A 26044-nucleotide genomic window follows, 5' to 3' on the forward strand; every position below is an offset into this window, starting at 1 on the left:
GAAATGCGCTGCTGGAGGAAAAATGGAAAACAAAGTTTTATTCCGGGCGGGAATCAAACAACATAAAGGAAGTTTTACGGGAATTGCAGTACTTTTGTTTCTGGCGGCCCTGTCCCTTGGAACCGTACTTACGGTTTCCATAAACGGCAGCCGTCATATCCGAAGGGAGATGGAACGGGCCGGATATGGAGATCTCACCGCCTGGGTCGCCGATGTACCGGATCTGCAGGCGCTGGCCGGAAGCATACAGGAATTAAGTGTAATCCGCCGGACCGACATACAGAAGCTGATCTATGCGGCTTATGAGGCCAACGGCGTGAAATCGGACAGTGAAGGACAGCTGATCCTGTGGCCGGATGAAAAGGAGCGGTACCATTTTTTTCAGGATAACCTCTCTGGTTATGGGCAGGCGCCTCTGGAAATTGCTGCAGGTGAGGTGTATGTATCTCCTTCCATGATTTCGATCATGGACCTTCAGGTGGGGGATACGGTTACCTTTTCTGTGGCGCGCGGCGGGGAAAAGCTAAGCCTGACGGTGGCCGGGTATTATGAGGACCCGTTTATGGGAAGTTCTATGATCGGAAGGAAGGGGTTCCTGATTTCAGAGACAGATTACAGGGCGGCAGCAGAAAGCATCGCGGAATCGGGAATAGACGCTCTGGCAAGAACCGGAGCAATGCTCCATATTTTTGCGGACGCGGACAATCCTCTCACCATATCACAGCTGAACGGGCTGTTAAATGAAGGTACCCCGCTTTCCCGATATACGGATTCGGTACACAGCTTTGATACTACCGCAGGGTTTATGGGAATCCTGCAGGATGCCTTTTGCGGACTTTTCGCGGTGTTTGCCCTGATCCTTCTGGGGGTGGTCCTGGTGGTGATGGGACATAGTATTTCCGGTATTATGGAACAGGATAACAAAAATCTTGGAATTTTAAAGACAGTGGGGTTTACCGGAAACCAACTGGTTTTCGTCCAGCTTTCCCAATATGGCGCTGTCTTTACGACAGGGATTCTGGCCGGAGCGCTGCTGTCTGTCCCCCTGTCAGGGATGGTCAGCCGAATGACACTGACCACCACTGGTGTCCGCATACCGTCCGGGTTTCCGTTTCTTGTCTGTATTATGGCCTTTGGAGCCGTATACGTTCTACTGATGGGTTATGCTGCTTTCCGGCTGCGGAATATCCGTAGCGTCACACCGATGAAGGCGATCCGGGGCGAGACAGTACATAGCCGCGGAAAAACCGAAAGAATGCCGGCCGTCAAAGCCAACGTTCTTTCCCTGCACCTGGCGCTGCGTCAGCTTGTATCAGGGAGAAGGCGGTATATCGGTGTCTTTCTGGCAGCGGTATTTCTGGTGTTCTTCGCGTCACTGGCCGGTAGGATGAACAGCTGGTTAGGAGCGGACGGACAGGGAATGATGGATGCTTTCAATCCCGCAGATCTGGACCTGGGTGTACAGGCGCTGGGCGATCTGAACCTGGAGGATGCACAGGATCTGGTGGCTTCCTATACGGATATAACGGACAGCTATATGCTGGCCATGCCCAGTGTATCGGTGGAGGGAACCGGTTATACGGCAAATGTCATTACCGATCCCGAACGGTTTCATATCAGTAAAGGGAGGACCTGCACGGCGGAAGATGAAGTGGTGCTGACGGAATCCGCAGCCGCTGATCTGGGGGTATCGGTGGGAGATACGGTAAATATCCGGGGAGATATGGGAAACAGGGAATTTAGAGTTTCCGGAATATATCACTGTGCCAATGATATGGGTGCCAATATCGGAATGAACCGGGAAGGGTATTTAAGCATTGGCCAGGAGGAAGCCCGTCTGTGGTGCCGCCATTATTTCCTTTCGGATCCGTCCGTAAAAGGGGAAATCACAGAGGCCCTCAATGCCGCATACGGCGGGGACGTGCATGTTCATGAGAATTCCTGGCCGGGGTTATACGGTATCATAGGGGCTATGAGGACATTGCTGGTGTTTATGTATGGAACGATTGCTTTATTTGTTCTGATTGTAACAGGTATGACAGGGAGCAGGCTTCTTCTCGCGGAACAGAAAGACTTGGGGATCTATAAATCGATAGGCTGTTCCGCCGGGATGCTTCAGAGGGCATTTTCTCTCAGATTTGGAATCGTGGCACTGGCCGGGGCGTCAGCAGGAACGCTTCTGTCGGCGGGTCTGACAGATCCTCTGGTATCGGCCGTGATGAGGCTGGCCGGGATCAGTAATTTTTCCTCTCATCCCTCGGCCGGGAGCCTGCTGCTGCCGGGAGGTGCGGTTGTTCTTTTATTCTTCGGTTGTGCTTATCTTTTTTCCGGAAGAATCAAGAGGACGGGTATGGCTGTATTAACGGCAGAATAGCAGGGGATAGCTGAATAACAGCAAATAGAAGAAGGCTCCAGGATCAATGGCGGCGGTGGTTCATAACACAAGGAGGGTACCAGAGCCTGATTATATAATAACGCAAGGAGAATACCAAAGCTTGATTATATAATAACGCGAGGACAATACCGGAGCTGGATTATATGCACAATACCGGAGCTGGATTATTTAGTAATACATAAACAATACCAGGGGCAGATTGACTTAATAACAGATGGAAAAAGAATACGCTATACAAGCCATAGGAAAGGATCGAAGATATGAGTAATAAAAAGAATGAAAACAGAGTGTGGAAATACATAACCTTTGAGAACACAGAGAACACAAAGAAAGCAGATACCACAAAGAAAGCAGAGAACACAAAGAAAGCAGATAGCACAAAGAACGCAGAGAACGCAAAGAACGCAGAAAATACAATGTACACAAAGGAGACAGAAAACATAAAGGATACAGAAAATACAGAAACTACAATCAGGATAAAAAAAGTATGGAAAAAAACTGCAGGAATGGTTCTGATTATAATATTAAGCGCGGCGCTTCTCGGAGGCTGCGGCCAGAAGAGGGATAGTGTAGGGTCAGAGAGCACACAGAAAGAAAAGATGGAAAATACACAGCAGCCGGCAGACACGGATAACGGCCAACAGGTATCAGCTGCGGACAGCGTATCGCAGACTTCAAAGGATGATTCCGGGCAGCAAACCCCAGATACGATAAATGCGGACATTGAATCAGGGGCAATCTCTGGGAATACCGGAAATATCCTGGAATTAGAAGTGCGGTTCGGAGATGACGGAGAACCCTTCCTCATGCGGTTGGAGGATAATGAGACTGCAAAAGCGATCGCAAGGGATGTGGGAACGTCCGATTGGAGACTCCCTATCTATGAGCGGGATGATGAGGCGGATTTCGATGTCATGCAGTATTACGACATCCCCAGCAGATATGAGATCCCATCCGAACCGGAGACTATAACCCAGGCACAGGCGGGAGAAGTTTATTACTCCGATCCGAACCGTATCGTGCTGTTCTACCACGACGCAGAGATTTCAGAGGAATACACAAAAGTGGGGTCTTTTGAAGCGACCAATGCATTCGTGGAAGCTGTGGAAGAAAATCCGGTCCTGGAAGGATGGGGAAATAAAATTGTCCATATCACGGCTGCGGATTAAATCCACTGTCAGATATAAACATACCGGGAAAATGCCGGACAATCCCAATATTCGTATACCATCACGATATCAATAAAAAATAGGAAGAAAAAAGGAGAACACACCATGAAACAGATGAAAGAAATTAACCAGGCATATTTAACAGGAGAGCGCCCGTTATTCCACGGAAAGAACCTGAAAGTGAACGATACTATATTTGCGGACGGAGAATCCCCGCTGAAAGAATGCAGTAATATCGAAATGCACGGCAGTATGTTCAAGTGGAAGTATCCGCTGTGGTACGGTAAGGACATAGTGGCAGAGGATTGCACCTGGTTCGAGATGGCAAGAGCAGGCGTATGGTACACCAATGATCTTACCGTGAAGAACGCGGTGATCGAAGCACCTAAGAATTTCCGCCGCTGTCATGGCTTAAGCCTTACAAATGTGACGCTTCCGAATGCGGCGGAAACCCTGTGGCATTGCAGCCATGTAAACCTGGATCGGGTAACGGCAAAGGGAGACTATTTTGCCATGAACAGCAGAGATATGGTGATCAGGGATTTTCAACTGGTAGGCAATTATTCCTTTGACGGAGCTGTCAATGTGGAAATACATAACGCCAGAATGCTGTCTAAGGATGCTTTCTGGAACAGCGATAACGTCACAGTATATGATTCCTTTCTTTCCGGGGAATATCTGGGCTGGAATGCAAAAAATCTGACGCTCATCAACTGTACCGTGGAAAGCCTTCAGGGTATGTGCTATATCGAGAACCTTGTCATGAAAAACTGCAGGCTTCTGAATACTACACTGGCCTTTGAATATTCCACCGTGGACGTTGAGATTACCGGGAAAATCGACAGTGTGATGAACCCGGCCGGCGGTATCATCCGGGCGGATGCTATAGGGGAACTGATTATGGAAAATGATAAGGTCAATCCCAAAAAGACACAGATCATCTGTCCGAATCTTGCACAGGAAGCGCAGGACATATGCGCATAACAAGTCCGGGAAGGGAGTGAGACGGATGACAGGTTTTCTGCTTCGGGGAATTTTAACCGGCCTGTTGTTTGGTGTACCGGCCGGGGCAGTGGGAGCCATGACAGTGCAGAGGACACTGCATTACGGTGTAAAGGCCGGACTGCTGATGGGCCTTGGTTCCTCGGCAGCCGACACCTTTTATGCCTGTGTGGGCGCTTTTGGACTGACAGTGGTATCGGATGCTCTGCTGGAAAGCCAGGATATCATACACTGTCTTGGGGGCTGCCTGATCCTGGGGATGGGAATCTGTCTCCTGTTAAAAAAGGGAGGGCAGGTTCAGACAGCCGGAAATTCAGTGGGATTTACCCGGACGTTTTTTTCCGCTTTTGCCGTGGGGATTACCAATCCGGCGGCTATCCTTACATTCCTGCTGGCTTTTTCCTGGTTTGGAATATCCGGCCAGACCGGATGGAGTGAAAGGGCCGCGCTGGTCCTGGGTGTATTTATAGGAACCTATATCTGGTGGGGCTTACTTACAGCCGGGGTGGCCATGCTGAAGAAGAGGGCCAGGACCCTGCCGTTGGGACGGCTGAACCGGATATTTGGCACTCTGCTGCTCCTGTTGGGAACAGGAGTGCTGGTTGGGGTTTTGTGTAAATAAATGAGAGGAGTAAGGAAGATGAAGAAAATTTGCGGGATTGTGCTTTGCCTGCTATTTACCGTCTGTATGCTGACAGCCTGCCAAAGCAGGGTGGAAATTAGATCAGAAACCGTTCCGAAACAGGAGACAGGCCAGAGGGAAGATCAGCAGGCAGTTCTGAATAAGGAGGAGAATGGTATGCAAAGGATAACGGTCGAAACAGGCGGGCAGAGTTTTCAGGCCATTTTATATGAAAATGAGACCGTAACTGCGTGGATGGATACGCTGCCGCTGACACTTACCATGGATGATCTGCATGGCAATGAAAAATATTACTATCTGGATACCAGCCTGCCTGCAGCGGCTGAATCCATAGAAAATATCCGGACAGGAGATATCATGTTGTATGGATCGGACTGTCTGGTGGTATTTTATAAGGATTTCAGCACTTCATACAGTTACACAAGAATCGGACGAATGGAAGACGCAGCGGCTTTTGCAGAAGCGTTAGGCAGCGGAACGGCAGAGATAACCTTTCGGACGCAAGAACAGGAGGCGGGGGCATGATGCAGAGCGTATTTGACAAGCGAATTGACCGCAGGAATACGGGTTCCATGAAATGGAATACTGCAGAAGGAGAACTGCCCATGTGGGTGGCAGATATGGATTTTGAGACCGCGCCAAAGATCACAGAAGCGATTCAGGCAAGAGCCCGGCAGGGCGTATTCGGATATACGGTTATTACAGAAGAATGGTACCAGGCCTATCAGAGCTGGTGGAGAGAACGTCATCATTTTGAGATCCAAAAGGATTGGCTGGTCTTTTGCACCGGTGTGGTTCCTGCCATATCCAGCATAGTCCGGAAACTGACGACACCGGCTGAGAATATCGTGGTTATGACACCTGTTTACAATGTTTTTTTTAACTCTATTTTAAATAATGGAAGAAATGTACTGGAAAGCAGGCTGCGTTATAACGGGAAGAGCTATGAAATAAATTTTAAGGATTTGGAAGAAAAGTTATCGGATCCTCAGACCTCAATGCTTCTCCTGTGTAATCCACATAATCCGGTGGGGAAGATATGGGGAAAAGAGACATTGAAAAAAATCGGTGATCTGTGCAGACAATATCATGTTCTCGTCCTATCGGACGAAATACATTGTGATATCACAAAACCCGGATGTGAATATGTTCCTTTTGCCTCTGTGTCAGAAAACTGCCGCAATAACAGTATTACCTGTGTTGCTCCCACCAAGGCATTTAACCTGGCCGGAATACAGACGGCGGCAGTGATCGTTCCGGATGAAAATCTGAGGCACCGGGTCAACAGAGGGCTGAATACCGATGAGATAGCGGAGCCCAATGTGTTTGCGGCCATCGCTTTGGTGGCGGCCTTCCGGTATGGAGGAGAATGGCTGGATAAACTGCGTGATTATCTGTGGGAAAACAGAAAATTCGCGGAAGAATATATAGGATCAGAGATCAGGAATGTTACCGCTGTTACAGCGGAGGCGACCTATCTTTTATGGCTGGACTGCCGGGGAGTTATCGGCGATTCTTCGGAAATGTGCCGGTTTATCCGCGGACACAGCGGGCTCTGTCTATCCGATGGGAGAGAATATGGAAATGGCAGCGGATTCCTGCGGATGAATCTCGCCTGTCCCAGAGAGCAGGTAAAGGATGGACTGGAACGGCTGAAGCGCAGCATTGCGGCATATGAAGAATGGATATGCAGACAGTGCTGAACATAAGCCGGCCTGATGGCAAGTTGCAGTTGATCCGCTCTGTCGATTTCACCGCTGAATGGAACGTCTTTTTTTTGTATGAGCTTTGAGTGCTTCGAACGTTTCCACGCTGATCACATGCTCGATGCGGCAGGCATCCTCAACCGCCACCTCAGGGCTGACGCCCAGCGTAATCAAAGAATCAGAGAGAATCGTATGCCGCTCAAACATCTGCTCTGCGATCTCCTGTCCTTTATCTAAAAGGGATATATACCCGTCCTTATCTACCTCGATATACCCGTTGGTACGCAGGTTTTTCATGGCAACACTAACACTGGGCTTGGAATAAGACAGCTCGCTGGCGATATCGATGGAACGTACCTGACCTAGACGTTTTTTCAGAATCAGGATAGTTTCCAGATAGTTTTCCGCAGATTCCTGAATTCGCATAATTTGTCACCACGCTTTCAAATCCATTGTTATTTTTTCTTAAGGTTATAGATAACCATTATATTAACATAGTAATCATATTTTTTTCAAGAGAAATACTTTATAGAAATAGGTAAATACTTTATTGAGGATGGAAAAAGAGATAAGCAATAAAACTATGAGCGGGAACGATCATTTAGCAGGTTTCTAGTCCGAAAACGGAGTAGACTTTCATGGCCTGACGTGCTATAATTTAACAAAATTGGAAGCGGTTAGTTGAAGTCGATATCGGTGCGGGATGTGATCAGGAAAATGACGGAAAGTGAAAAACTCGACCTGTTATTAAGTGAGATGCAATTGATGCGAGGCGATATGCGGGCTATGCAAGGCGATATGCGGGCTATGCAAGGCGATATACAGGCTATGCAAGGCGATATACAGGCCGTGCGAGGCGAAATGCAGATAATGAAAGGCGATATACAGGCCATGCAAGGTGAAATGAAGTCCATGAATAACCGGATGGATGGTTTTGAGTTACAGATTAAGTCAACGGAACGTGTGCTCAGGAATGAAATCAAAAAGACAGAAACCTTGATTCTCGACGAAGTTGAGAGAGTACATATGATTTTAGATAATCACAAACAGGATAGAAATGCACACACGGCACAATCAATCGCATAAAGTTATGGATAAGAGAGCGTACATACCCTTTGGAGGAAATGAAAGGCTGTGAACGCTCTTTTTTTGCGCAGATATATGCTATTTTCAAGAGGGTGTTTATCTCTGCGTTGACAACCGAGGAAAGGAATGTTAAAATCCAGTTAGTTACAACTAATCAATAACAAGTTAAAACCAATCAGAAAGAAGGAATACCTATGAATGGCAACTGGATAAATGCGGTCATCTGCATAGCCTTGGTACTGATTTGTATATTCGCCGTCCGCAGTTATCTGAAAAAGCTTAAAAACGGCTGTTGTGGCGCCGGAGGCGGCGAGCTGAAAAGAATCAGACCTGCGGATAAAGATACCTCCCGCTATCCCTATGCCAAAAAGATAGGGATAGAAGGAATGAGTTGTAAAAACTGTGCGATGCGGATTGAAAACGCATTTCATGAGATGGATGGATTCTATGCCGAAGTAAACCTAAAACAAAAATATGCGATCGTGTATATGAAGGAAAAGGAAACGGATGACGACTTAAAGCGGGTGATCCAGCGATCCGGATACCGTGTGACAAGCATTGAACCGGCAGGAGATTATAAATAAGAAAAAGTAACTATAATTAAAGCTTATGATAAAGGCCTGATTGTTTAGGGATGTCTTATTCGGAATAGCCGGTCATGGAGCGAATGGGCACATCATATTATCCAGATAAAATCTCCCCGGCCGGGTGGAAATGGCCGGGGAGATTTCCTTCCTTTCCTATATTATCCGCTCAATCGGACTCTCTTTTATCCATATATGCTATCTGCACACGTGAACCGAAGCGCATGCCTCGTTGTTAGCCGGATCAGGATCTGCGGTAGAGGCTGTTACCGATGCTTTGTTCGTAATGGTCCCGCACGCACACCGGTCTACATCTCCTGCGAGGAGGATAGTAACCGGGGAATGGATGGTCAGATCTCCTATGGTTAGCTGGCCGGACCAGGGTGACCAGGTGCGTCCGTTATTCAGAGAATATCTGGGATTTAACAGTGTACTGGGAAGCTGATCCAGGATTTTAACATTTTGGGCCATGCCTGGACCTTTGTTTACTACAGTAATGTGAAATACCGCCGGCCGGCCGGGACATACGGTATCAGAGCAGGCTGTTTTGCGGATGGCCAGATCCGCATTTTGCGGATCGCTGATGGAAATCACGGCGGTACCGCTGTTATTGGTGTAATCCGGGTCCGGTGTATCACTGGTTACATACGTTATATTGGAGACATTGCCGGAGGAGGCAGTCACAGTCGCCCGCAGCAGAAGAGTCCTTGTTTCCAGATTCGGCAGGAGCCCCAGGAGATAGCGGCCAGTCCAGGGAGCCCAGGTAATACCGCCGTCTGCGGAGAATTCCGGATTACTTAAGTCTCCCGGCAGATCGTCGCGAAGCTGTACATTCTCGGCATCTGCTTTCCCCAGATGCCGGATCACGATCCGGTAGGTTACAAGATCTCCGGGGTGAGCGTATGGGGTATCCGTGGTCTTAGTCACAGACAGATCCGCCGTATCGGCAACCGGAGTCTCCACGGTGGCTGAATTGTTATCGGGGTCGGGATCTGGAGTGGACGAGGAGACGGACGCGGTATTCAGGATGCTTCCGGCCGCGTCCGCAGACAGCTTCGTGCGGATCAGGATTCTGCGGACAGTGCCGGCCTCTATCGTGCCTATGCGGTAATCACCTGTAAATAGCTGCCAGTTTACGCCTCCGTCCGTTGAATATTCCGCATTCCCTATCGGGTCTGTGAGCAGCACATCCTCGGCGCCGGCCGGCCCCGCATTGGCTGCCAGGATCGTGTAGGTCAGATACTGGCCGGGTATGGCGGGATTCGGATGCGAAAGCTTAGTGATACTGATGTCTGCGGAATTCTCTACCGGAGTTACCAGAGTAGACGTATTATTATCCGGATCCGGGTCCGGGGTGGCGGAAACCACGGCTGCGGTATTGGCAATGGTACCCGAAGCCACGGTGCTTAATGTGCCGCGTATCAGAAGTACGGCCGTGCCTCCTGCCGCCAGGGATTCCATCTGGTATGGGGATGACCAGGGGGACCAGGTAAATCCGTGGTCTGCAGAATATTCGGCGTCGGATATCAGGCTGGATATAGCGTCGATCAGGGTAATCCGCCTTGCGGTTCCGGGACCGTTATTTACAAGAGTCAGGGTGTAAGTGATTCTTTGTCCGGGTATGGCGGGCGAAGGGGTTGCCGTTTTGGAAATGGACAGATCCGCGGAATCCAGGACAGGCACCAGGACAAAAGCCGTATTGTTATCCTCCTTCGGGTCTGGTGTTGTGCTGCTTACACTGGCCCCGTTGGCAATGATAACCGCATCGGCAGGGACAATACCTTTTAGCAGCAGACGGTCAAACTGCTCACCGGAATCCAGATTACCTGCCGTATAGCTTCCATTCCATGCTTTCCAGCTATTTCCGGAGTCGGTGGAATAGACCACATCTGTAAGTTCTGTCAGAATGTCGGTATCGGAAATGTGAACGTCTTCGGCAGTATCCGGTCCCAAATTGCTGACTGTGATGTGGTAGGTTAATATTCCGCCGGGGGCAGCCTGCACGGGGGATACGGTTTTTGCAAGGGCCAGATCTGCCACCGGGCTGATCGGAGTCACCACCGTGGTGGTATTGTTGTCCGGGTCCGGATCCGGGGTGTCGCTTTTGACCACAGCAGTGTTGGCAATGGGATCATTACCCGCATAGGTGGCAGGCAGCAAACCCCTCAGCAGCAGCAGATCACTGGTTCCGGCTGTCAGACTGCCGAACGTAAAGCTTCCGTTCCACGGATTCCAGATCCGTCCGCCATCGATGGAATATTCGGGGTTTCCGAGGGCCGGCGCAAGAGCATCGGTTATTGTGATGTCTGCGGCATCGGCCGGTCCGGCGTTGGCAACCGTAAGCGTATAGATTACATATTGTCCGGGAATGGCCGGGTCCGGGGCTGCAGTTTTGCGGATAGAGAGATCCGCAGACAAGGCCACGGGCCGGTCGTCGACTGCGCGGTTGTCGGTGGGATCCGGATCTGGGGTGCCCGCTGTAACTACGACGGTATTCCGGAGTGTTCCGGTGGCGGAGGTGCTTAGTATTCCCTGAATGGTGAGGATTGTGACGGCGCCGGGGGCCAGAGATGGAATTTGGTGTGTTCCCGTCCAGGGCGCCTCAGCTGTGGAGCTGTCAACGGTATATAGGGCACCGGTAAGCGCGCTGGGCAGCGCATCGATGACCGTGATGTCATGGGCGGTGGAGGGACCTGCATTCTGAACCGTTATCGTGTAAGTCAGGACCTGACCTGGGACGGCGGGAGTGGGGGAACCGGTTTTGGTCACTGATAAGTCCGCCGACGAAACCAGGGGGGTCTCGGCAACAGCGGTATTATTATCTGGGAACGGGTCAGGTGTGGAGGCAGAGACGACGGCCCTGTTTGTCAGCAGTCCGGCAGCATTCGGGTTGACGGTGCCGCGGATGGTTACAGCAGTTTTTGCACCATTTGCCAGGTTCCCAAGCGTCAGGCTTCCGGTCCACGGAGTATAGGCACCGCCATCCACAGAATACTCAGGATCTGCCAGCACGGAAGGGGTCTGGTCGGTCAGTACGACGGCTGCCGCTTCGTCCGGGCCTTCGTTGCGCACGGTTATCGTATAGGTGAGAAGCGCTCCTGGAACGGCCGGATCGGGAACCGCGGTCTTGGTGACGGACAGGTCGGCTGAGGTTCCGGCGGGGGTTATCAAAGTAAACGTATTGTTATCCGGATCCGGGTCTGGTGTTGCGGAAGAGACGGACACCGAGTTTTCAATCGGATCGGACACAGAGGCGTTTACAACTCCCCGGATCAATACGACAGAATCGGAGCCGCTTGTAATAGTTCCCATGCGGTAAGGACTGACCCATGGATTCCAGGAGGTTCCTCCGTCGACAGAGAATTCGGCCTGAGTTAATTCACTGGGGATCGGATCTGTCAGAGTGACCTCGGAAGCAGTGTCCGGCCCTGCGTTGTGGACTGTGACCGTATAGGTCAGCATCTGGCCCGGAACCGCAGGAGTAGGAGCGGCGGATTTGATTACGGACAGATCTGCAGAGGTTTCGACCGGCGTCAGCGAGGTACTTGAATTATTGGTCGGATCAGGGTCCGGTGTTGTGGAATTTATTATTGCTGTATTCCGGATCGTGCCGGTGGCGGCACTGTTCACGGTACCCTGTATCAGTATGGTTGCAAAAGCCTGTGACGCGACAGTATTTAATGCCAGAGTTCCCGGCCACTGTGTCCAGGTAGTGCCGCCATCCTCAGAGTACCGGACATTGGACAGCAGGGATGGTACCGTATCGGCCAGAACCACGGCGTGGGCGTCGGAGGGTCCGGCATTGGATACTACGATGGTATAAGTCAGTTCCCCTCCGGGCGTAACCGGATCCGGACTGGCAGTTTTTACGACGGAAAGGTCTGCCTGCGTATCCACATCTGTGATTACCGTCCAGGAGTTGTTGGTGTCGTCCGGGTCGGAAGTATCAGAAGTGACGGCAGCCGTATTGGTAATGCGTTCTGCAAAGGATAAGACAGTCCCTCTCAGATAGAGGATATACGCATCTCCGGGTTCTACGGAGCCGATCATATAAGGGCTGATCCAGGGCGACCAGTTCTGGCCGTCAGTGGAAAATTCAACATCGGTCAGGTCTGCGGGAACCGCATCTTCCAGAATGGTATTTTCCGCGTAGGAGGGTCCGGCGTTGTTTACGGTAATCGTATAAGTCAGATATTGTCCGGGAACGGCTGGGTTTGGAGAGACAGTTTTTACCACGGACAGATCGGCGCTGGCGGTAAGATCTGTTCTGACGGAATCCGTGTTGTTGTAGGGGTCCGGATCCGGCGTGGATGAGGAGACACTTGCTGAATTCAACAGACTGCCGGATGCGGAAGAAGCTACGGACCCGCGGATAGTCAGAATCACTGTTTCCAAAGGGGCCAGCGCTGTCAGCGTGTAATTTCCCGTCCAGGCGGAATAGGCGCTCCCGTTTACGGAGAATTCCGGATTTATTATATCCGGGGGAACCGCATCGGTTATGGTGACATCAGAGGCCTGGCTGGGTCCATGGTTCGTCACCTGGACGGTATAGGTGATCTGTTCACCGGCGTGAATGGAAGCCGGCCCTGCTTTTAAAAGCTCCAGATCCGCTGAAGCAGAAGCGGTCGTGGCAGCGGAAGCAGCGTTATTATCCGGATCAGGATCCGGGGTATCACTGGTGACTACCGCCGTATTAAACAGGGTTTCTGTCCGGGATACCAGGACCTCTGCACGGATCAGTATTTTTACGGAAGCCCCGGCAGCGAGCATGGGGAGGATAAGCTGGCCGTTCCAGGGGGAAAAGGTGCTGCCGTCCACTGAAAATTCCGGATTTATAAGGAAGGGGGGCAGCGGGTCAGATAACAGAACATTTACAGCATCGGAAGGCCCATGATTCGTAATTTCTATGGTGTAGGTCAGTGTTTCCCCGGAGATAACGGCGGGAGAGGAAACGGATTTCGTAATGGACAGATCCGCCGAGTCTTCCGTGTCGACCAGCTCGGTATACGAGTTGTTATCCGGATCGGGGTCGGGAGTGGGAGAACTGACGGTAACGGTATTAGAGAGCTGGCCCGTACCCGGATCCGGGTCCACTTTTCCGCGCAGATACAACGTATATTCGTAGCCGCTGTCCAGACGTTCGATCAAATGATCCCCGGGCCAGGGAAGCCAGGTGAACTGATCCAGGGAATATTCCGGATCCAAAAGGGAAGGTGTGTCCGCGATGGTCACTTGATCTGCCGGTGAAGGGCCGCTGTTGGTCACGATGATGGTGTAAGTCAGCATCTGTTCGAGTCCGACCGGATTCGGGTCTGCGGCCTTAACCACGGCCACATCTGCGGAGGAGCTTTTGGGCACGTGTATGATCACCGTATTGTCCGTGGGATCAGGGTCTTCGGTATCGCTGTTTACAAAGGCTTCATTTACAAGGGTATCCGAGATACCGGCATTTACCGTTCCGCGCAGCAGCAGTGTAAATATATCATTGACCGCTAATGTCCCGATCTCTGCCTGCCCATACCAGGGATACCAGGTAAAGCCGCCGTCAGTGGAATATTCCGGTTCTGTGAAATCAGCAGTTACGGCGTCGGTTAGGATGGTATTCTCCGCCGGGTCCGGTCCATTGTTGGTAACTGTGATGGTAAATGTCAAAATTTCACCGATGACGGCGGGATCGGTATCAGAGGTCTTGGTGATGGCAAGGTTAGCGGCACGGTTTACTGGTGTCACAGTGGTCGCGGTGTTATTATCCGGATTCGGATCATCCGAATAGGAGGTCACCACAGCAGTGTTGATCACAGGCCCCAGAGAGGAGCCGTCAAACACACCCTGGATTTCAACCGTGACGACCTGCCCGGGAACCATCGTGCCGATGGACAGCGTTCCGGGCCAGTAGTCCAGAGGGCTTCCATCTATGCTGTACATCACATTGGTGAGTTCAGGGGGAACCTGGTCTTCCAGGACCACCTGGAGCGCATCCTCAGGACCGTTATTGGTGATCGTGATGGTATAGCGGATGGTATCCCCGGTATACAGGACCGGAAGATCAGCCGTTTTGGTTAAGGAGAGATCTGTTGTGGAGCCGATTCTTAAGAGATAGTCCTCCACCTCTCCGTCTGTGGCGGGTCCGACGCTTCTGGTATCCTGCGTTTCCAGACCGGTATCCGTGAGAAGATCGCTGGTGAGGCGCAGGCGCACGAACGTGTGATCCGGTGAGAGAACCGTGCCGGCCGGCCGTGTAAAATCGAGCGTATACCGGCCGGTCCCGGAATAGCCGGGCACAGTCACAACCATGGCGGCTTCGTCGGATTCAAAAAGTCCGTTTTTATTAAAATCAACCCATCCGTATAGATAAGCGGTGTTCCCTGAATAATTGGTGACCGTCACGTCAAGGGAATAGTTTACGGCATTGACGGACAGAAGCGGGAGCGGAACCAAAAGGCCGTCATCCTGGATTCCCTGGGTCAGATCATCTCCGGTAGCAGTGGAGTTCTGATGGGCATCTTCCTCTGCGGTTATGAGAGTACCCAGACAGAGGCTGCCAAAAAGCCCATGACGAGGTCCGTTGCTGGACAGCAGCGTATGATAATTACCGGCTCCGCCGCCACCGCCGGCATCCGGCGCGTCTCCGAAATCCAGTTCGATCACGACATAGGGGCACAGGGCGGCATCATTGAAGATGTTATCGACGGGAGTATTGGAGAACCGGGTACCTGCGGCACTATCCCCGCGGATCGTATACCGGTATATGGTGCCGTCACTGTTATTGACCGCGTACAGATTGCCGAGCCCGTCTATGACTACAGAGCCAAAGGTTTCACCTGGATTCGGCCCGGTAGTGCTAAGGGGGGTTACGATACCGGTGGTCTCATCGATGCGGTATACCACACCGCTTCGGCTGACCCCGTAAAGGCGGCCGTCCATGGGGCTGAAAGCCCAGTCTCCGATTGTAAGCGGAGCAGACAAAGGGGTTCCGTAATTGCCTGTCTGTTCCACATAGCCATTGGCAGGATCCACAAGCTTCATAAAGGTGGAGGACCCGGGTCTTAAATCTACGGTATAGAACCGGCCGGTGCCGGGGGCGTACACATAATAATATCCGGCCATATCCAAAGTGCCGACAGAATAAGCGGCAGCAGGCATACCGGCCGGTCGGGGAGTTAAGAAAGTGACTTCTCCATTTTGTCCCACGCGGACAATCGTATTTTGTATTTGATCATAGCCATAGATATAACTGTCTTCCGTGTTATAGCCGATGGCATTGACGGAAGCGGACGGAGTGAGGGGACCCAGATCCGTGGAAGCCCCCGTTACCAGATTAATGTGATATCTTTGGGATGGCTGGCCGCTGTACAGGATCATTTCCGGATCGCAGGACAGCGGAATGTCCCGGGATTCTCCCGGGGATAACAGGTTCTCGTGATCCGGGTTCGGGTCCGCGTTCCCTGAAAGTAGTGCTGACATAGATAGTTCCTCCTTATATTGATTTGTCCATAAGGACAAAGAAAATTTTGATATTTATACACTAATAATGTATTCTCTTTTGGGGGATGGGTGAGTGACGATAAGATTTAGCTAAGGGCTAAAACAAAAATGGGTGTTTAAATTATGGTATCTGTGATAAAATAACGTAAGAAAGGGGGAATCTGCGATGGATGACAGAACAAAAATCAGGCTGACCCAATTGTCCAGCACGGCTGGGTGAGCGGCTAAATTAGGTCCTGGGACCCTTGCTCAGGTGCTGAGCAAGCTGCCGAGATTTACAGATGATAATTTGATCGTGGGAACAGAGACGTCAGATGATGCCGCAGTGTATCGGATCAATGATGAACTGGCGCTGATTCAGACGGTGGATTTTTTTACTCCGATCGTGGATGATCCCTATACCTTCGGACAGATCGCCGCTGCTAATTCGCTGAGCGATGTATATGCGATGGGAGGAGAGCCGAAGCTGGCGCTTAATGTGACCGGTTTCCCGAATTGTCTGGACCCGGATGTTCTGGGGGAAATACTGGCGGGGGGAGCTTCGAAGGTACAGGAGGCGCAGGCTGTGCTGGTGGGCGGACATACGATACAGGATGACGAGCCGAAGTATGGTTTGTGTGTTACTGGTTTTGTGCACCCGGACAGACTGTGGAAGAATTATGGAGCGAGACCCGGAGATGTGCTGATTCTTACAAAACCTCTGGGTAGCGGAATTCTGAATACCGCGGTGAAGGCCGGACTCGCCTCTTTTGATGAGACGGCGGAGGTGGTCAGGGTGATGGCTGAGCTGAACCGGACTGCTAAAAGGGTGCTGGAACGATATGAGGTGCACGCGTGTACGGATGTGACCGGTTTCGGGCTGGCAGGGCATACTATGGAGATGGCGAAGGCCAGCAAGGTGACGATAGATCTGTATGCCAGACGCGTCCCGGTTATGGACGGCACGGCCGCCTACGCACAGATGGGCGTGATCCCGGCCGGCGCCTATCAGAACGGAGATTACCTGCTGGCGGATATGGATGTAACCGCCATCGTTAAGCGCAGGGAAGAGTATGTTCAGGATATCCTGCTGGACCCGCAGACGTCCGGCGGCCTTTTGGCCTGTGTACGGGAGGAAGACGCGGAAAGGATACTGAAGGAGCTTAGAAACGAAGGGCTTAAGACTAAGGCGGCGGTTATAGGAACCGTAGAGGAATATAAAGAGTGCTTTCTGCGGCTGATGTAATAGACAGATCACGGAAAGCGCAGACGGTAAGTAACTAGAAAAGGAGGCGGAAGATGGATCAGAGGGAATTGTACAGAAGCATACCGAAGGTGGATATGCTGCTGGAACTGTCGGAAATACAGGACTTATTACTGGATTATGACCGAAGCCTGGTGCTGGAGGCGATCCGGCTGGAAACAGAGAAGCTGCGTGACCGGATCGCCCAGGGGATGGCTGAGGAACAGATGCTGGAGGAAGTGACGAATCTGCCGCTTTCGATCAGAAGACATACGGAAAAGATGGCGGACTATGGAATGAAACGGGTGATCAATGCCACCGGAACCATACTTCATACGAATCTGGGGCGGGCGCCGCTGGCAGCAGAGCAGGTGGACAGGCTTTCGAACCTGATGACGGGGTATTCGAATCTGGAGTATGATCTGGAAGCCGGAGAACGGGGAGAGCGCTGTGCCCATTTTGAATCCTGGATCTGCCGGATGACCGGCGCGGAGAGCGCTGTGGCTGTCAATAATAATGCCGCTGCGGTACTGCTTGCGTTGTCTGCGTTAGCGAAGGGGAAGGAAGTGGTGATCTCCAGGGGGGAAATGATCGAGATCGGCGGTCAGTTCCGGATCCCGGATGTGATGGAACAAAGCGGCGCCACTCTGCGTGAGGTGGGGACCACGAACCGGACCAGGCTTTCGGATTATGAGAAAGCGGTAGCCTGGAACACCGGAGCGATTCTCAAGGTGCACACCAGCAACTATAAGATTATAGGTTTTACGCAGAGTACACCGGTGAAGGAGTTAAGCTCCATTGGAGAAAAGCAGGGGGTGCCGGTGATCGTGGATCTGGGCAGCGGCAGCCTGCTGGATCTGAGTAAATACGGACTGCCCCACGAACCCACCGTTCAGGAGACCCTGGAGGAGGGAGCGGATCTGGTGTGTTTCAGCGCGGATAAGCTTCTGGGAGGCCCCCAGGCCGGTATTATCGCAGGCCGTAAGAAATATGTGGCTGCGATTAAGAAGCATCCGCTGATGCGGGCCCTTCGAATTGATAAATTTACGGCTGCTGCCCTGGAACTGACATTCCGTGCGTATCTGCGGGAGGAGGAAGCCTGCTACCGGATTCCGATCCTGAATATGATGACCAGGCCGATTACGGAACTGGAACAGATGGCCCGGAATTTAAAAGAACTGTTGAAGCCTCTGGGCGGACAGTACGTAATTCAGATCGAGGATTGTATGTCCCAGATGGGAGGCGGTGCTCTGCCGGAGGAATATTTTCCGAGCAAATGTATCTCATTCATGCCCAAGGGAAGAACGGTTATGGAGGCGGAACAGCTGCTGCGCAGGGGCAGTACGCCGGTGATCGTGCGGGTGACGGAGGAGAAACTGGTGCTGGATCTTCGCACGGTGCTGAAAGAGGATTATGAGATTCTGGGCGGGGTGCTGCTGCAGTCACTGGGAGGAATCGGACTATGACCCATTGGACCGTGGGAACGGCCGGCCACATTGATCACGGAAAGACTGCGCTGATCAAAGCTTTGACCGGCCGGGACACGGACCGTCTGGCGGAAGAGAAAAAAAGAGGAATCACCATCGATCTGGGATTTACGTATTTCGACTTGCCGGGAGGGGACCGGGTCGGTATGATCGATGTTCCCGGACACGAAAAGTTTATCGGAAACATGCTGGCGGGGGTCAGCGGTATCGATCTGGTGCTGCTGGTGATCGCGGCGGATGAGGGGGTAATGCCCCAGACGGCAGAGCATGTGGAGATACTGGAACAGCTGGGTATCACGCGCGGAATGATCGTACTCAGCAAGTGCGACCTGGTGGACCGGCAGTGGCGGGACCTGGTGGCAGAGGATGTTAGGCAGAGGTTAAGCGACAGCTGCTTTGCAAACGCGCCTATGGTATTCGTGTCCGCCGTGACAGGGGAAGGAATGCAGGAACTGGCGATCCTGATGGAGCGGCTCTTAAGACAGGGGCCGCTCTTTCGCAGTGCCAACGCATTTCCCCGGCTCTTTATTGACCGTATTTTTCAGAAAACGGGGTTGGGGACCATTGCGGCCGGAACGCTTCTGTCAGGGGAGATCGCCAGGGAGGACCGGCTATACCTCTATCCCCAGATGCTGCCCTGCCGGATACGCGGTGTGCAGGTACATGGACAGGAGATGGAAAAAGCGTTTGCCGGCCAGCGCACCGCGGTGAACCTGCCGGACATCGGATGTTCCCAGATCCGAAGAGGAACGGTGATCGCCCGGGAAGGGACTCTGCGCAACACGCGGATTCTGGATGTCAGGATACGTATGTGCCGGCATACGGACCGCAGGCTCTTAAACCGTACCAGGCTCCATCTCTATATCGGGGCGGCAAAATTGCTGTGCCGTGCCGTGCTGATGGAGGCTGAGGAACTGGGAGCCGGTGAAAGCGGATACGCCCAGCTTCTATTGGAGGAAGAACTGGCGGTACTAAAAGGGGATCATTTTATTCTCCGCTTCTATTCCCCCCTTGAAACCATCGGGGGCGGAGAGATATTGGATGCGAATCCGGTGAAAAAACGCAGGTTCCGGCCATCAGATCTGGAAGAGTTTCGACGGGAAGAAGCAGCGGACTTTCCCCAGGAAATCCTGATGTATATAAAAAAGCAGCCCCATGGTTTCGCCTTGAGACAGGAGTTAGCCCTTGTTTTTGGCACAGAAGAGAGCAGCATTTCCCATGCCGCTGCCGTTTTGGAAAAAGAAGGCTGTCTGGTACCGCTGGAAGGAAAAACAAAGATGTTTCTCTATGACCAGGAGCAGTACCAGCAGCAGGTCAGCCGGATGGAAGCGTATCTGATCCGTTATCATTCGCAGCACCCCTATCGCTGGGGAATCGGCAGGGCACAGCTGCGTACCGGCTGCGCTCCCTGGATGACGCAGGAATTCTGTGATGCGTTTTACCAGACGGCTAATGACCAGGGAAGGCTTCAAATCACTGCACAGCTGGTACGTCTGACAGGGCATGAAGTTCCCTGTGACGATACCTATCAAAAAGCCGCGAATATCCTGTTTGCAAATCTCACTAAGGCCGGTATGGACTTTATGCGCCTGCCTGATATGGACTTTGGCGGAATATCCGGGCAGACGGTTCAGGACATCTGCGCCAATGAGCTGGAAAAAGGAACGTTACACAGGCTGTCCCAGGAGTATTATACACGGACGGAAATATATGAGGATGCCTGTACAAAAATATCAGCTTTGTTAAGGCAAAATGGAAAAGTCACGGTTGCAGAACTGAGGGATATGTTCGGAACGAACCGGCGGAGCATCCGGATTCTGCTGGAAGATCTGGACAACCGGGGAATCACGAGAAAAGACGGGAAAGAAAGTGAAAGGATGCCTGGAAAGGGAAATGAGAAAAAAAGAGATTAAATTGGTGGTTACGTTTCATACAACCGCCGATGCTATGGCAATGGAGAAGGCGTGCAAAACAGAAAAAGTAGAGGGAAGGCTGATACCGGTCCCGCGAATTTTGTCCGCTGGATGCGGAATGGCCTGGGCCAGGCACTCCCTTGATCCGGAGCAGATGAAAAGGTGGATGGATGAGAGACACCTGAGATACGAATCGATACAGGAGTGCCTGGTCTGAACAGCAGACCGGACACTCCTCCTTGATTCAGGCGGAAAGTATCCTTTCTGTCTCTGAATTCCGGACATTTCTATTAAGAAATTATAAATTTTACGAAATTTTTATTAAATTGTGCAAAGTTTAAGGATTTTTCCAGGGAAGAGTGGTAGGATTACTTCATATGGAGATTTTAACAGGATTACGGTTGGGCAAAAAGAGGTTCACCCATGTGTGAAGGAAATGATGAAAGAATAACTATATGAGGTGCGTATGGAAACAGGGATAAATGTCAGCAGTATCGCCTCCGATCTGAGAGAATACGAGGATTTTATTCAACCCTATGAGGATGCGGTGTCGATCGTTCAGGTGTGGCTTGAGACTCTGGATAAAGATTTTCAGCGCAGACACAAGCACAATCCAATACATAGTATGCAGAGCAGGATTAAGTCATTGAACAGTATCGTAGGCAAGCTGGATCGGAAAGGAATCCCGGTCAGTTTTGAGGCCGCGAAGGATTATCTGACCGATATCGCAGGTATCCGCGTGATCTGTTTTTATGTTCAGGATGTATATACGATCGTCAATATCCTGAAAAAACAGATGGATATTATTATGATCAAGGAAAAAGACTATATCGCAGACCCGAAGAAAAACGGCTACAGAAGCTACCACCTGGTGCTGGGAGTGACGGTATACCATGCGGAGGGAAAACAATATTATCCGGTGGAGATCCAGATCCGCACGCTGGCGATGGACTTCTGGGCCAGTATGGAGCACCAGCTCTGCTATAAAGCGGTGCGGGAAGATAAAACACTGCTCTCGAAAGAATTAAAAGAATGTTCCCTGCTGCTGGAAGAAATCGAGGGGCGCATGGAACGCTTTTATGATCCGGAAGCAGAGCGGGAAAGGTAGGAAAAGTTCCGCAGCACAGACACCGGAATCTGACGGCGCCGCTCTGGATGGGCGGAGGGTTTGCACTGGCATCGGCCAGGCGGAAAAGAAGCACCGGGTTCAGCGGTCCTTGCGGATCGGCCGTGAAGGCTGTTACGCATCCTGAATCCGGTGCTTTTTTCTCAGTAAACGGCTTTTCTCCTGCATTTCATGTAGATAGACCTCTCTGCAAAAGAAACAATCTATAGGAACGGTTTATTATTTTTGGCGGAAACATGTGGGAATTGAACCCACCCGGGACGCAGCAAAACGCCCCACACTGGTTTTGAAGACCAGGGGATACACCAGCACCCATCTGCTTCCGAAATCATTACATCTCTATCAGTATAGTGAGATTAGACAGATCCGTCAAGCGGCACCTGCTCATTGCAGCTCAATGCATATCTGCCCTGCACATCCGCCTATTGCATATTTGCCCCAGGGACAGAGGATCATTATAAGCCCAGCAGTTCTCCGATGTAAAAAGTCATACGTAAGTGAAAACAATCTTCCGGAGTAGACAAAGTGGTATCCAGCTTATCACGGATGATTGCCAGGCGGCTGTCCAGGTTTTCCAGAGACAGTTGGAGCTCCCGGGCTGTTTCGGGGAGGTTATTCTCCTTTTCCAGATAAATTTTTAAAGTGTGCATCAGATTTGTCTGACAATCGTTATCGCAGGTCAGAAGAGGCTGGAACGTGCCCTGATATATTTCAGTTAACAGTCCCTCATCGGGATTGGTCAGCAGAAGACGGAAAAATCCAAGATCCTGGAAATAGATATACGGGGATTTGCGGATCTGGGCGACCTTCCTGGCGTGAAGGGCATTTGTATAGCTAAAGTGCAGTTTCTTCAGACTGGGGGCGGGCTCACCGATACCGATCGTGGGAAGCGGACAGCCGTCTTTTTCCAGTGAATGATAATAGGAGGTCAGAATCGTGTGCAAGGTCGGGCGGGGGACATCTGACAGGATCAGTACATAGTGGTCCCGGTACGGAAATAAGCAGTGGCGGATCGATAGAAGATGCAGATGATTCTGAAGAAGTTCAGGCTTTATCAGAGGAGAGATCAGCACGGCACGATAAGATGCGTCAGTGGGGAATCCGTTGGTGTTGAGCAGATTTATCGGTTCACGGACAGATGCGGGATGTTCAAGGAGGGATTGGAACAGACGGTCTAAGTTCATGTTATTATCGATATGCGGAGCGCTCCTGTTAAAATATGCAGCAAGCAGCTGGTATGGCGTACCGCGTGGAACTGTGAAGAGGGGAAAATCGGCAGCTTTGCATAAGGCGGCCAGATCGGCTGAATAGGAGGGAAGCGTCTGGTTAGATTCTATGATCAGCCCGCTGCATTGGGCGTTTATCAATATTTTGACCAGATCCGTCAAACGGCCGATATCTGTGTGATCAGAACTTTCCATAAGATAAACCATCTCCAGACCACAGAGGTTTCCCGGAGATTCCGGAGTACTTAACACGACAAAATGTGAAATACAGCGATTCAGGTCATTACAGGCGGTAATAAGAGTTAATGGAATCTGATCGTGCATCACAGGATAAAATTCTGACAACAGAGGAAGCATCGTATCTCCTTTCCGGACGTATTTGTCCAATAAGAAACAGATCGTAATATATCATACAGTATTGGTAAAATGAGCTCTGATTATCAGGTTTTTTGTAGTATATCAGCTATTTAAAAAAGCGTCCAGTGCAAATCCTGAAATTCAGGAGTCCGATTCATTTTGTACATAAAAAAGTACAAGGATCCGCCCATATCTCTCCGGGGGGGCGTGGGTCTTAGTTCATTCCCGCACATATATTTGTGAAAAGGAGACTTGTTTGACAGGATTCCCATGAGGGATTAAACTGTATCTAACGCATCAGTGCAAAAGGAGGGGGACGGTGTGATAATCAGCGCCAGCCGCAGAACAGATATTCCCAATTATTACTCGGATTGGTTCTTTGAACGTTTAAAGGACCGGAAGGTCTGTGTGAGAAATCCTTTTCAGCCGCGGGATGTAAGCCTGATCTCCCTTTCCAGGGACGTGGTGGACGGATTTGTTTTCTGGACGAAGAATCCGCACCCTATGCTGAAGCGGCTGGGGGAACTGGAAGGATATCCATATTATTTTCAATTTACCCTGAACGGATATGGAATGGAATTGGAACCGGGACTGCCGGACAAAGAAACGGTATTGGTGCCGGCGTTCCAGGAGCTGTCGGAGTCTGTAGGGCGTGAGCGGGTTATCTGGCGCTATGATCCGATTCTGGTCTCACCGGAGTATACGGTTGCAAGGCATCAGGAATTGTTCGGACGCCTGGCACGGAAGCTGGCTGCCTATACGCAGAAGGTAGTCATAAGTTTCCTGGACCCTTATGCGAATATCCAAAGACAGATGGCACGCAGCGCAGTTCAGGTACCGGAAGCGGAACAGATGGAGCAGCTGGCCCGCTGGATTCCGAAGATAGCGGCGGAATATGGACTGTCCGTGGAGACCTGCGCGGAAGCCGGGGATTACGAAGCCTATGGAATCCGACATGGAAAATGTATCGATGCTTCGCTTCTGGGGCGGATCTGCGGGGGACATCTCAGTACCGGTAAGGATACGGGGCAGCGCAGATTCTGCGGATGTGACGTAAGCATTGATATCGGCGCTTATCACACCTGCAGAAACCGGTGTGTCTACTGCTACGCGGGCCATAAGAACCAGGAAGGAGCGGCGGTCAAAGAAGATCATAAGAAATCTCTGCTGCTGGAGGATATAATCCGTCCGGACGATGTGATCCGGGGCAGAAGTATGAAATCAGATCGGGAAGCCCAGATGTCGCTGGACCAGTTTCTTACTATTTAAAGCGTGAAACAGGTTTGCGGGAACGTATGGCTTTCCATATACAGGGTTCCATAGTGTTCCAAATAAAATTCAGATGAGCAGGAGTGTAAAGTGATGTGTAAAAAAAGTGGACAGGATCAGTTGCGGGAATTTACAGAGAGGAACTACCGGGAACAGATAACACAGGTCACAGACGGAGTCTGGCATGTGCTGGGGGTAGGGCACAGCAATGCGGTGTTTATAGAGGGGGAGTCCGGTGTGATTCTGATTGACACGCTGGATACTCTGGAACGGGGCAAACGGCTTCTGGCCATCATAAAACAGGAGACCGGTAAAGAGGTCGGGACGATCATTTATACACACGGGCATCCGGATCATCGGGGAGGGTGCGGCGCCTTCCTGAAATCGGAGCCGGAGATCATTGCGTTTGCTCCAAAGACACCGCCTCTTGCGCGCACGCAGGCGCTGCAGGATATCCAGAATCTCCGGGGGGCGCGCCAGTTTGGGTATGCGCTGACTGATGAGGAGAATATTTCTCAGGGAATCGGGATCAGGGAAGGGATCGCATACGGGGAGACGCGCGCTTTCGTACCTCCGGCCACGGTGTACCAGGAGGACAAAGTAAACCGTACGATCGATGGAGTGCGCCTGGAGATGGTCAGACTTCCGGGAGAGACGGAAGATCAGATTATGGTGTGGCTTCCGGATAAGGAGGTCCTGTGCTGCGGCGATAACTACTATGGCTGCTGGCCGAATCTCTACGCGATCCGGGGCAGCCAGTATCGGGATATCACGGCGTGGCTTCACAGTCTTGAGACCCTTATGTCTTATCCGGCCCGCTATCTGCTGCCAGGGCATACGGCCCCGCTGATTGGGGAGGAACAGATTCAGCAGGTATTGGGGAATTTTAGGGGAGCCATCGATTATGTGCTTACGCAGACGCTGACAGGAATGAACGAAGGGAAAAGTGAGGACCGGCTGGCTGCTGAGATAAAGCTTCCAAAGGAATATGCAGAGCTGCCCTATCTGGGAGAGTTCTATGGCTGTGTGGACTGGACGGTACGTGCGGTTTTCAACGCTTATCTGGGATGGTTTGACGGCAACCCCACCCATCTGCATCCGCTTTCGGAAAAGGAACATGCCAGTAAGACCATTTCCCTGATGGGCGGCCCGCGGGCAGTGGAAAAAGCGATAGAGGAAGCCATGAGGGACGGGGAGTATCAGTGGTGTCTGGAGCTTTGCGATCTGCTGATGGCGGACGGGGAAGATACGGCCGGTGTGCGCGGCCGCAAGGCAGAAGCGCTTAAGAGGCGGGCAGGGTATGAGACGAGCGCCAACGGCCGGCATTATTATCTGACCTGTGCCCGTGAGCTGGAAAATGAAGGATGATGGCAA

The 26044-nt window shown here is 51.4% G+C and carries 18 protein-coding genes and 1 tRNA gene; 15 read left to right on the forward strand and 4 right to left on the reverse strand.

Annotated elements, in window-relative coordinates; genetic code table 11:
• Positions 1 to 22 precede the first annotated feature (22 nt).
• The 6 genes from ABC831_RS22345 to ABC831_RS22370 all read left to right on the forward strand — a co-directional run bounded on the left by ABC831_RS22345 (position 23) and on the right by ABC831_RS22370 (position 6912).
• Positions 23 to 2374 (forward strand): FtsX-like permease family protein, encoded by a 2352-nt coding sequence (locus ABC831_RS22345; protein ID WP_343250288.1) that lies wholly within the window; start codon positions 23 to 25, stop codon positions 2372 to 2374.
• Positions 2375 to 2655: 281 nt separating this feature from the next.
• Entirely contained in the window at positions 2656 to 3564 is a 909-nt protein-coding gene (locus ABC831_RS22350; protein ID WP_343250289.1) for a cyclophilin-like fold protein, read from the forward strand.
• 114 nt (positions 3565 to 3678) lie between these two features.
• On the forward strand, positions 3679 to 4548 hold the full coding sequence (locus tag ABC831_RS22355; protein ID WP_343250312.1) for a DUF3737 family protein: 870 nt from the start codon (positions 3679 to 3681) through the stop codon (positions 4546 to 4548).
• Between the two features lie 25 nt (positions 4549 to 4573).
• Positions 4574 to 5188, forward strand: coding sequence for a LysE family translocator (locus ABC831_RS22360; RefSeq protein ID WP_343250290.1), 615 nt, complete (start codon positions 4574 to 4576; stop codon positions 5186 to 5188).
• An 18-nt stretch (positions 5189 to 5206) separates the two neighbouring features.
• Positions 5207 to 5734, forward strand: coding sequence for a cyclophilin-like fold protein (locus ABC831_RS22365; RefSeq protein ID WP_343250291.1), 528 nt, complete (start codon positions 5207 to 5209; stop codon positions 5732 to 5734).
• Positions 5734 to 6912 carry a MalY/PatB family protein gene (locus ABC831_RS22370; protein WP_343250313.1) on the forward strand — a complete coding sequence of 393 codons (1179 nt, stop codon included), beginning with the start codon at positions 5734 to 5736 and terminating at the stop codon, positions 6910 to 6912. The genes ABC831_RS22365 and ABC831_RS22370 overlap by 1 nt, the downstream gene beginning before the upstream one ends.
• 48 nt (positions 6913 to 6960) lie before the next feature.
• Here the strand turns inward: ABC831_RS22370 and ABC831_RS22375 are convergent, their stop codons facing one another.
• Entirely contained in the window at positions 6961 to 7341 is a 381-nt protein-coding gene (locus ABC831_RS22375; RefSeq protein ID WP_343250292.1) for a metal-dependent transcriptional regulator, read from the reverse strand.
• Positions 7342 to 7596: 255 nt separating this feature from the next.
• Here ABC831_RS22375 and ABC831_RS22380 point away from each other — a divergent pair, with 255 nt between their 5' ends.
• Entirely contained in the window at positions 7597 to 8001 is a 405-nt protein-coding gene (locus tag ABC831_RS22380; RefSeq protein ID WP_343250293.1) for a hypothetical protein, read from the forward strand.
• Between the two features lie 194 nt (positions 8002 to 8195).
• Positions 8196 to 8585, forward strand: coding sequence for a heavy-metal-associated domain-containing protein (locus ABC831_RS22385; RefSeq protein ID WP_343250294.1), 390 nt, complete (start codon positions 8196 to 8198; stop codon positions 8583 to 8585).
• A 198-nt stretch (positions 8586 to 8783) separates the two neighbouring features.
• On the opposite strand, the gene ABC831_RS22390 is transcribed toward ABC831_RS22385, so the two are convergent.
• On the reverse strand, positions 8784 to 16049 hold the full coding sequence (locus tag ABC831_RS22390; RefSeq protein WP_343250295.1) for a DUF6923 family protein: 7266 nt from the start codon (positions 16047 to 16049) through the stop codon (positions 8784 to 8786).
• Positions 16050 to 16236: 187 nt separating this feature from the next.
• On the opposite strand from ABC831_RS22390, the gene selD reads away from it, so the two are divergent.
• From selD to ABC831_RS22415, 5 genes are all read left to right on the forward strand, one after another.
• Positions 16237 to 17295 (forward strand): selenide, water dikinase SelD, encoded by a 1059-nt coding sequence (gene selD, locus ABC831_RS22395; RefSeq protein ID WP_343250296.1) that lies wholly within the window; start codon positions 16237 to 16239, stop codon positions 17293 to 17295.
• Between the two features lie 53 nt (positions 17296 to 17348).
• Entirely contained in the window at positions 17349 to 18758 is a 1410-nt protein-coding gene (gene selA / locus ABC831_RS22400; RefSeq protein ID WP_343250297.1) for an L-seryl-tRNA(Sec) selenium transferase, read from the forward strand.
• Positions 18755 to 20692 (forward strand): selenocysteine-specific translation elongation factor, encoded by a 1938-nt coding sequence (gene selB / locus ABC831_RS22405; RefSeq protein ID WP_343250298.1) that lies wholly within the window; start codon positions 18755 to 18757, stop codon positions 20690 to 20692. The genes selA and selB overlap by 4 nt, the downstream gene beginning before the upstream one ends.
• Entirely contained in the window at positions 20673 to 20909 is a 237-nt protein-coding gene (locus tag ABC831_RS22410; protein WP_343250299.1) for a putative Se/S carrier protein, read from the forward strand. Before selB ends, ABC831_RS22410 begins: the two co-directional genes overlap by 20 nt.
• 249 nt (positions 20910 to 21158) lie before the next feature.
• Positions 21159 to 21800 (forward strand): GTP pyrophosphokinase, encoded by a 642-nt coding sequence (locus ABC831_RS22415; RefSeq protein ID WP_343250300.1) that lies wholly within the window; start codon positions 21159 to 21161, stop codon positions 21798 to 21800.
• Between the two features lie 244 nt (positions 21801 to 22044).
• Here ABC831_RS22415 and ABC831_RS22420 read toward each other — a convergent pair.
• Positions 22045 to 22142: transfer RNA gene (locus tag ABC831_RS22420), tRNA-Sec, on the reverse strand.
• A 131-nt stretch (positions 22143 to 22273) separates the two neighbouring features.
• Positions 22274 to 23401 carry a helix-turn-helix domain-containing protein gene (locus tag ABC831_RS22425; protein ID WP_343250301.1) on the reverse strand — a complete coding sequence of 376 codons (1128 nt, stop codon included), beginning with the start codon at positions 23399 to 23401 and terminating at the stop codon, positions 22274 to 22276.
• Between the two features lie 321 nt (positions 23402 to 23722).
• Here ABC831_RS22425 and ABC831_RS22430 point away from each other — a divergent pair, with 321 nt between their 5' ends.
• Complete coding sequence (locus ABC831_RS22430; protein WP_343250302.1) at positions 23723 to 24670, forward strand: DUF1848 domain-containing protein; 948 nt, start codon at positions 23723 to 23725, stop codon at positions 24668 to 24670.
• A 93-nt stretch (positions 24671 to 24763) separates the two neighbouring features.
• Complete coding sequence (locus tag ABC831_RS22435) at positions 24764 to 26038, forward strand: alkyl sulfatase dimerization domain-containing protein (RefSeq protein WP_343250303.1); 1275 nt, start codon at positions 24764 to 24766, stop codon at positions 26036 to 26038.
• Positions 26039 to 26044 lie beyond the last annotated feature (6 nt).

The sequence above is a fragment of the Diplocloster hominis genome, assembly GCF_032380655.1.
Classification (GTDB): Bacteria; Bacillota; Clostridia; order Lachnospirales; family Lachnospiraceae; genus Diplocloster; species Diplocloster hominis.

Bases quoted from the DNA above. Each gene is read 5' to 3' on its own strand.
- ABC831_RS22345 (WP_343250288.1), top strand. From the start codon at position 23: ATGGAAAACAAAGTTTTATTCCGGGCGGGAATCAAACAACATAAAGGA.
- ABC831_RS22350 (WP_343250289.1), top strand. From the start codon at position 2,656: ATGAGTAATAAAAAGAATGAAAACAGAGTGTGGAAATACATAACCTTT.
- ABC831_RS22355 (WP_343250312.1), top strand. From the start codon at position 3,679: ATGAAAGAAATTAACCAGGCATATTTAACAGGAGAGCGCCCGTTATTC.
- ABC831_RS22360 (WP_343250290.1), top strand. From the start codon at position 4,574: ATGACAGGTTTTCTGCTTCGGGGAATTTTAACCGGCCTGTTGTTTGGT.
- ABC831_RS22365 (WP_343250291.1), top strand. From the start codon at position 5,207: ATGAAGAAAATTTGCGGGATTGTGCTTTGCCTGCTATTTACCGTCTGT.
- ABC831_RS22370 (WP_343250313.1), top strand. From the start codon at position 5,734: ATGCAGAGCGTATTTGACAAGCGAATTGACCGCAGGAATACGGGTTCC.
- ABC831_RS22375 (WP_343250292.1), bottom strand. From the start codon at position 7,341: ATGCGAATTCAGGAATCTGCGGAAAACTATCTGGAAACTATCCTGATT.
- ABC831_RS22385 (WP_343250294.1), top strand. From the start codon at position 8,196: ATGAATGGCAACTGGATAAATGCGGTCATCTGCATAGCCTTGGTACTG.
- ABC831_RS22390 (WP_343250295.1), bottom strand. From the start codon at position 16,049: ATGTCAGCACTACTTTCAGGGAACGCGGACCCGAACCCGGATCACGAG.
- selA (WP_343250297.1), top strand. From the start codon at position 17,349: ATGGATCAGAGGGAATTGTACAGAAGCATACCGAAGGTGGATATGCTG.
- selB (WP_343250298.1), top strand. From the start codon at position 18,755: ATGACCCATTGGACCGTGGGAACGGCCGGCCACATTGATCACGGAAAG.
- ABC831_RS22410 (WP_343250299.1), top strand. From the start codon at position 20,673: ATGAGAAAAAAAGAGATTAAATTGGTGGTTACGTTTCATACAACCGCC.
- ABC831_RS22415 (WP_343250300.1), top strand. From the start codon at position 21,159: ATGGAAACAGGGATAAATGTCAGCAGTATCGCCTCCGATCTGAGAGAA.
- ABC831_RS22425 (WP_343250301.1), bottom strand. From the start codon at position 23,401: ATGCTTCCTCTGTTGTCAGAATTTTATCCTGTGATGCACGATCAGATT.
- ABC831_RS22435 (WP_343250303.1), top strand. From the start codon at position 24,764: ATGTGTAAAAAAAGTGGACAGGATCAGTTGCGGGAATTTACAGAGAGG.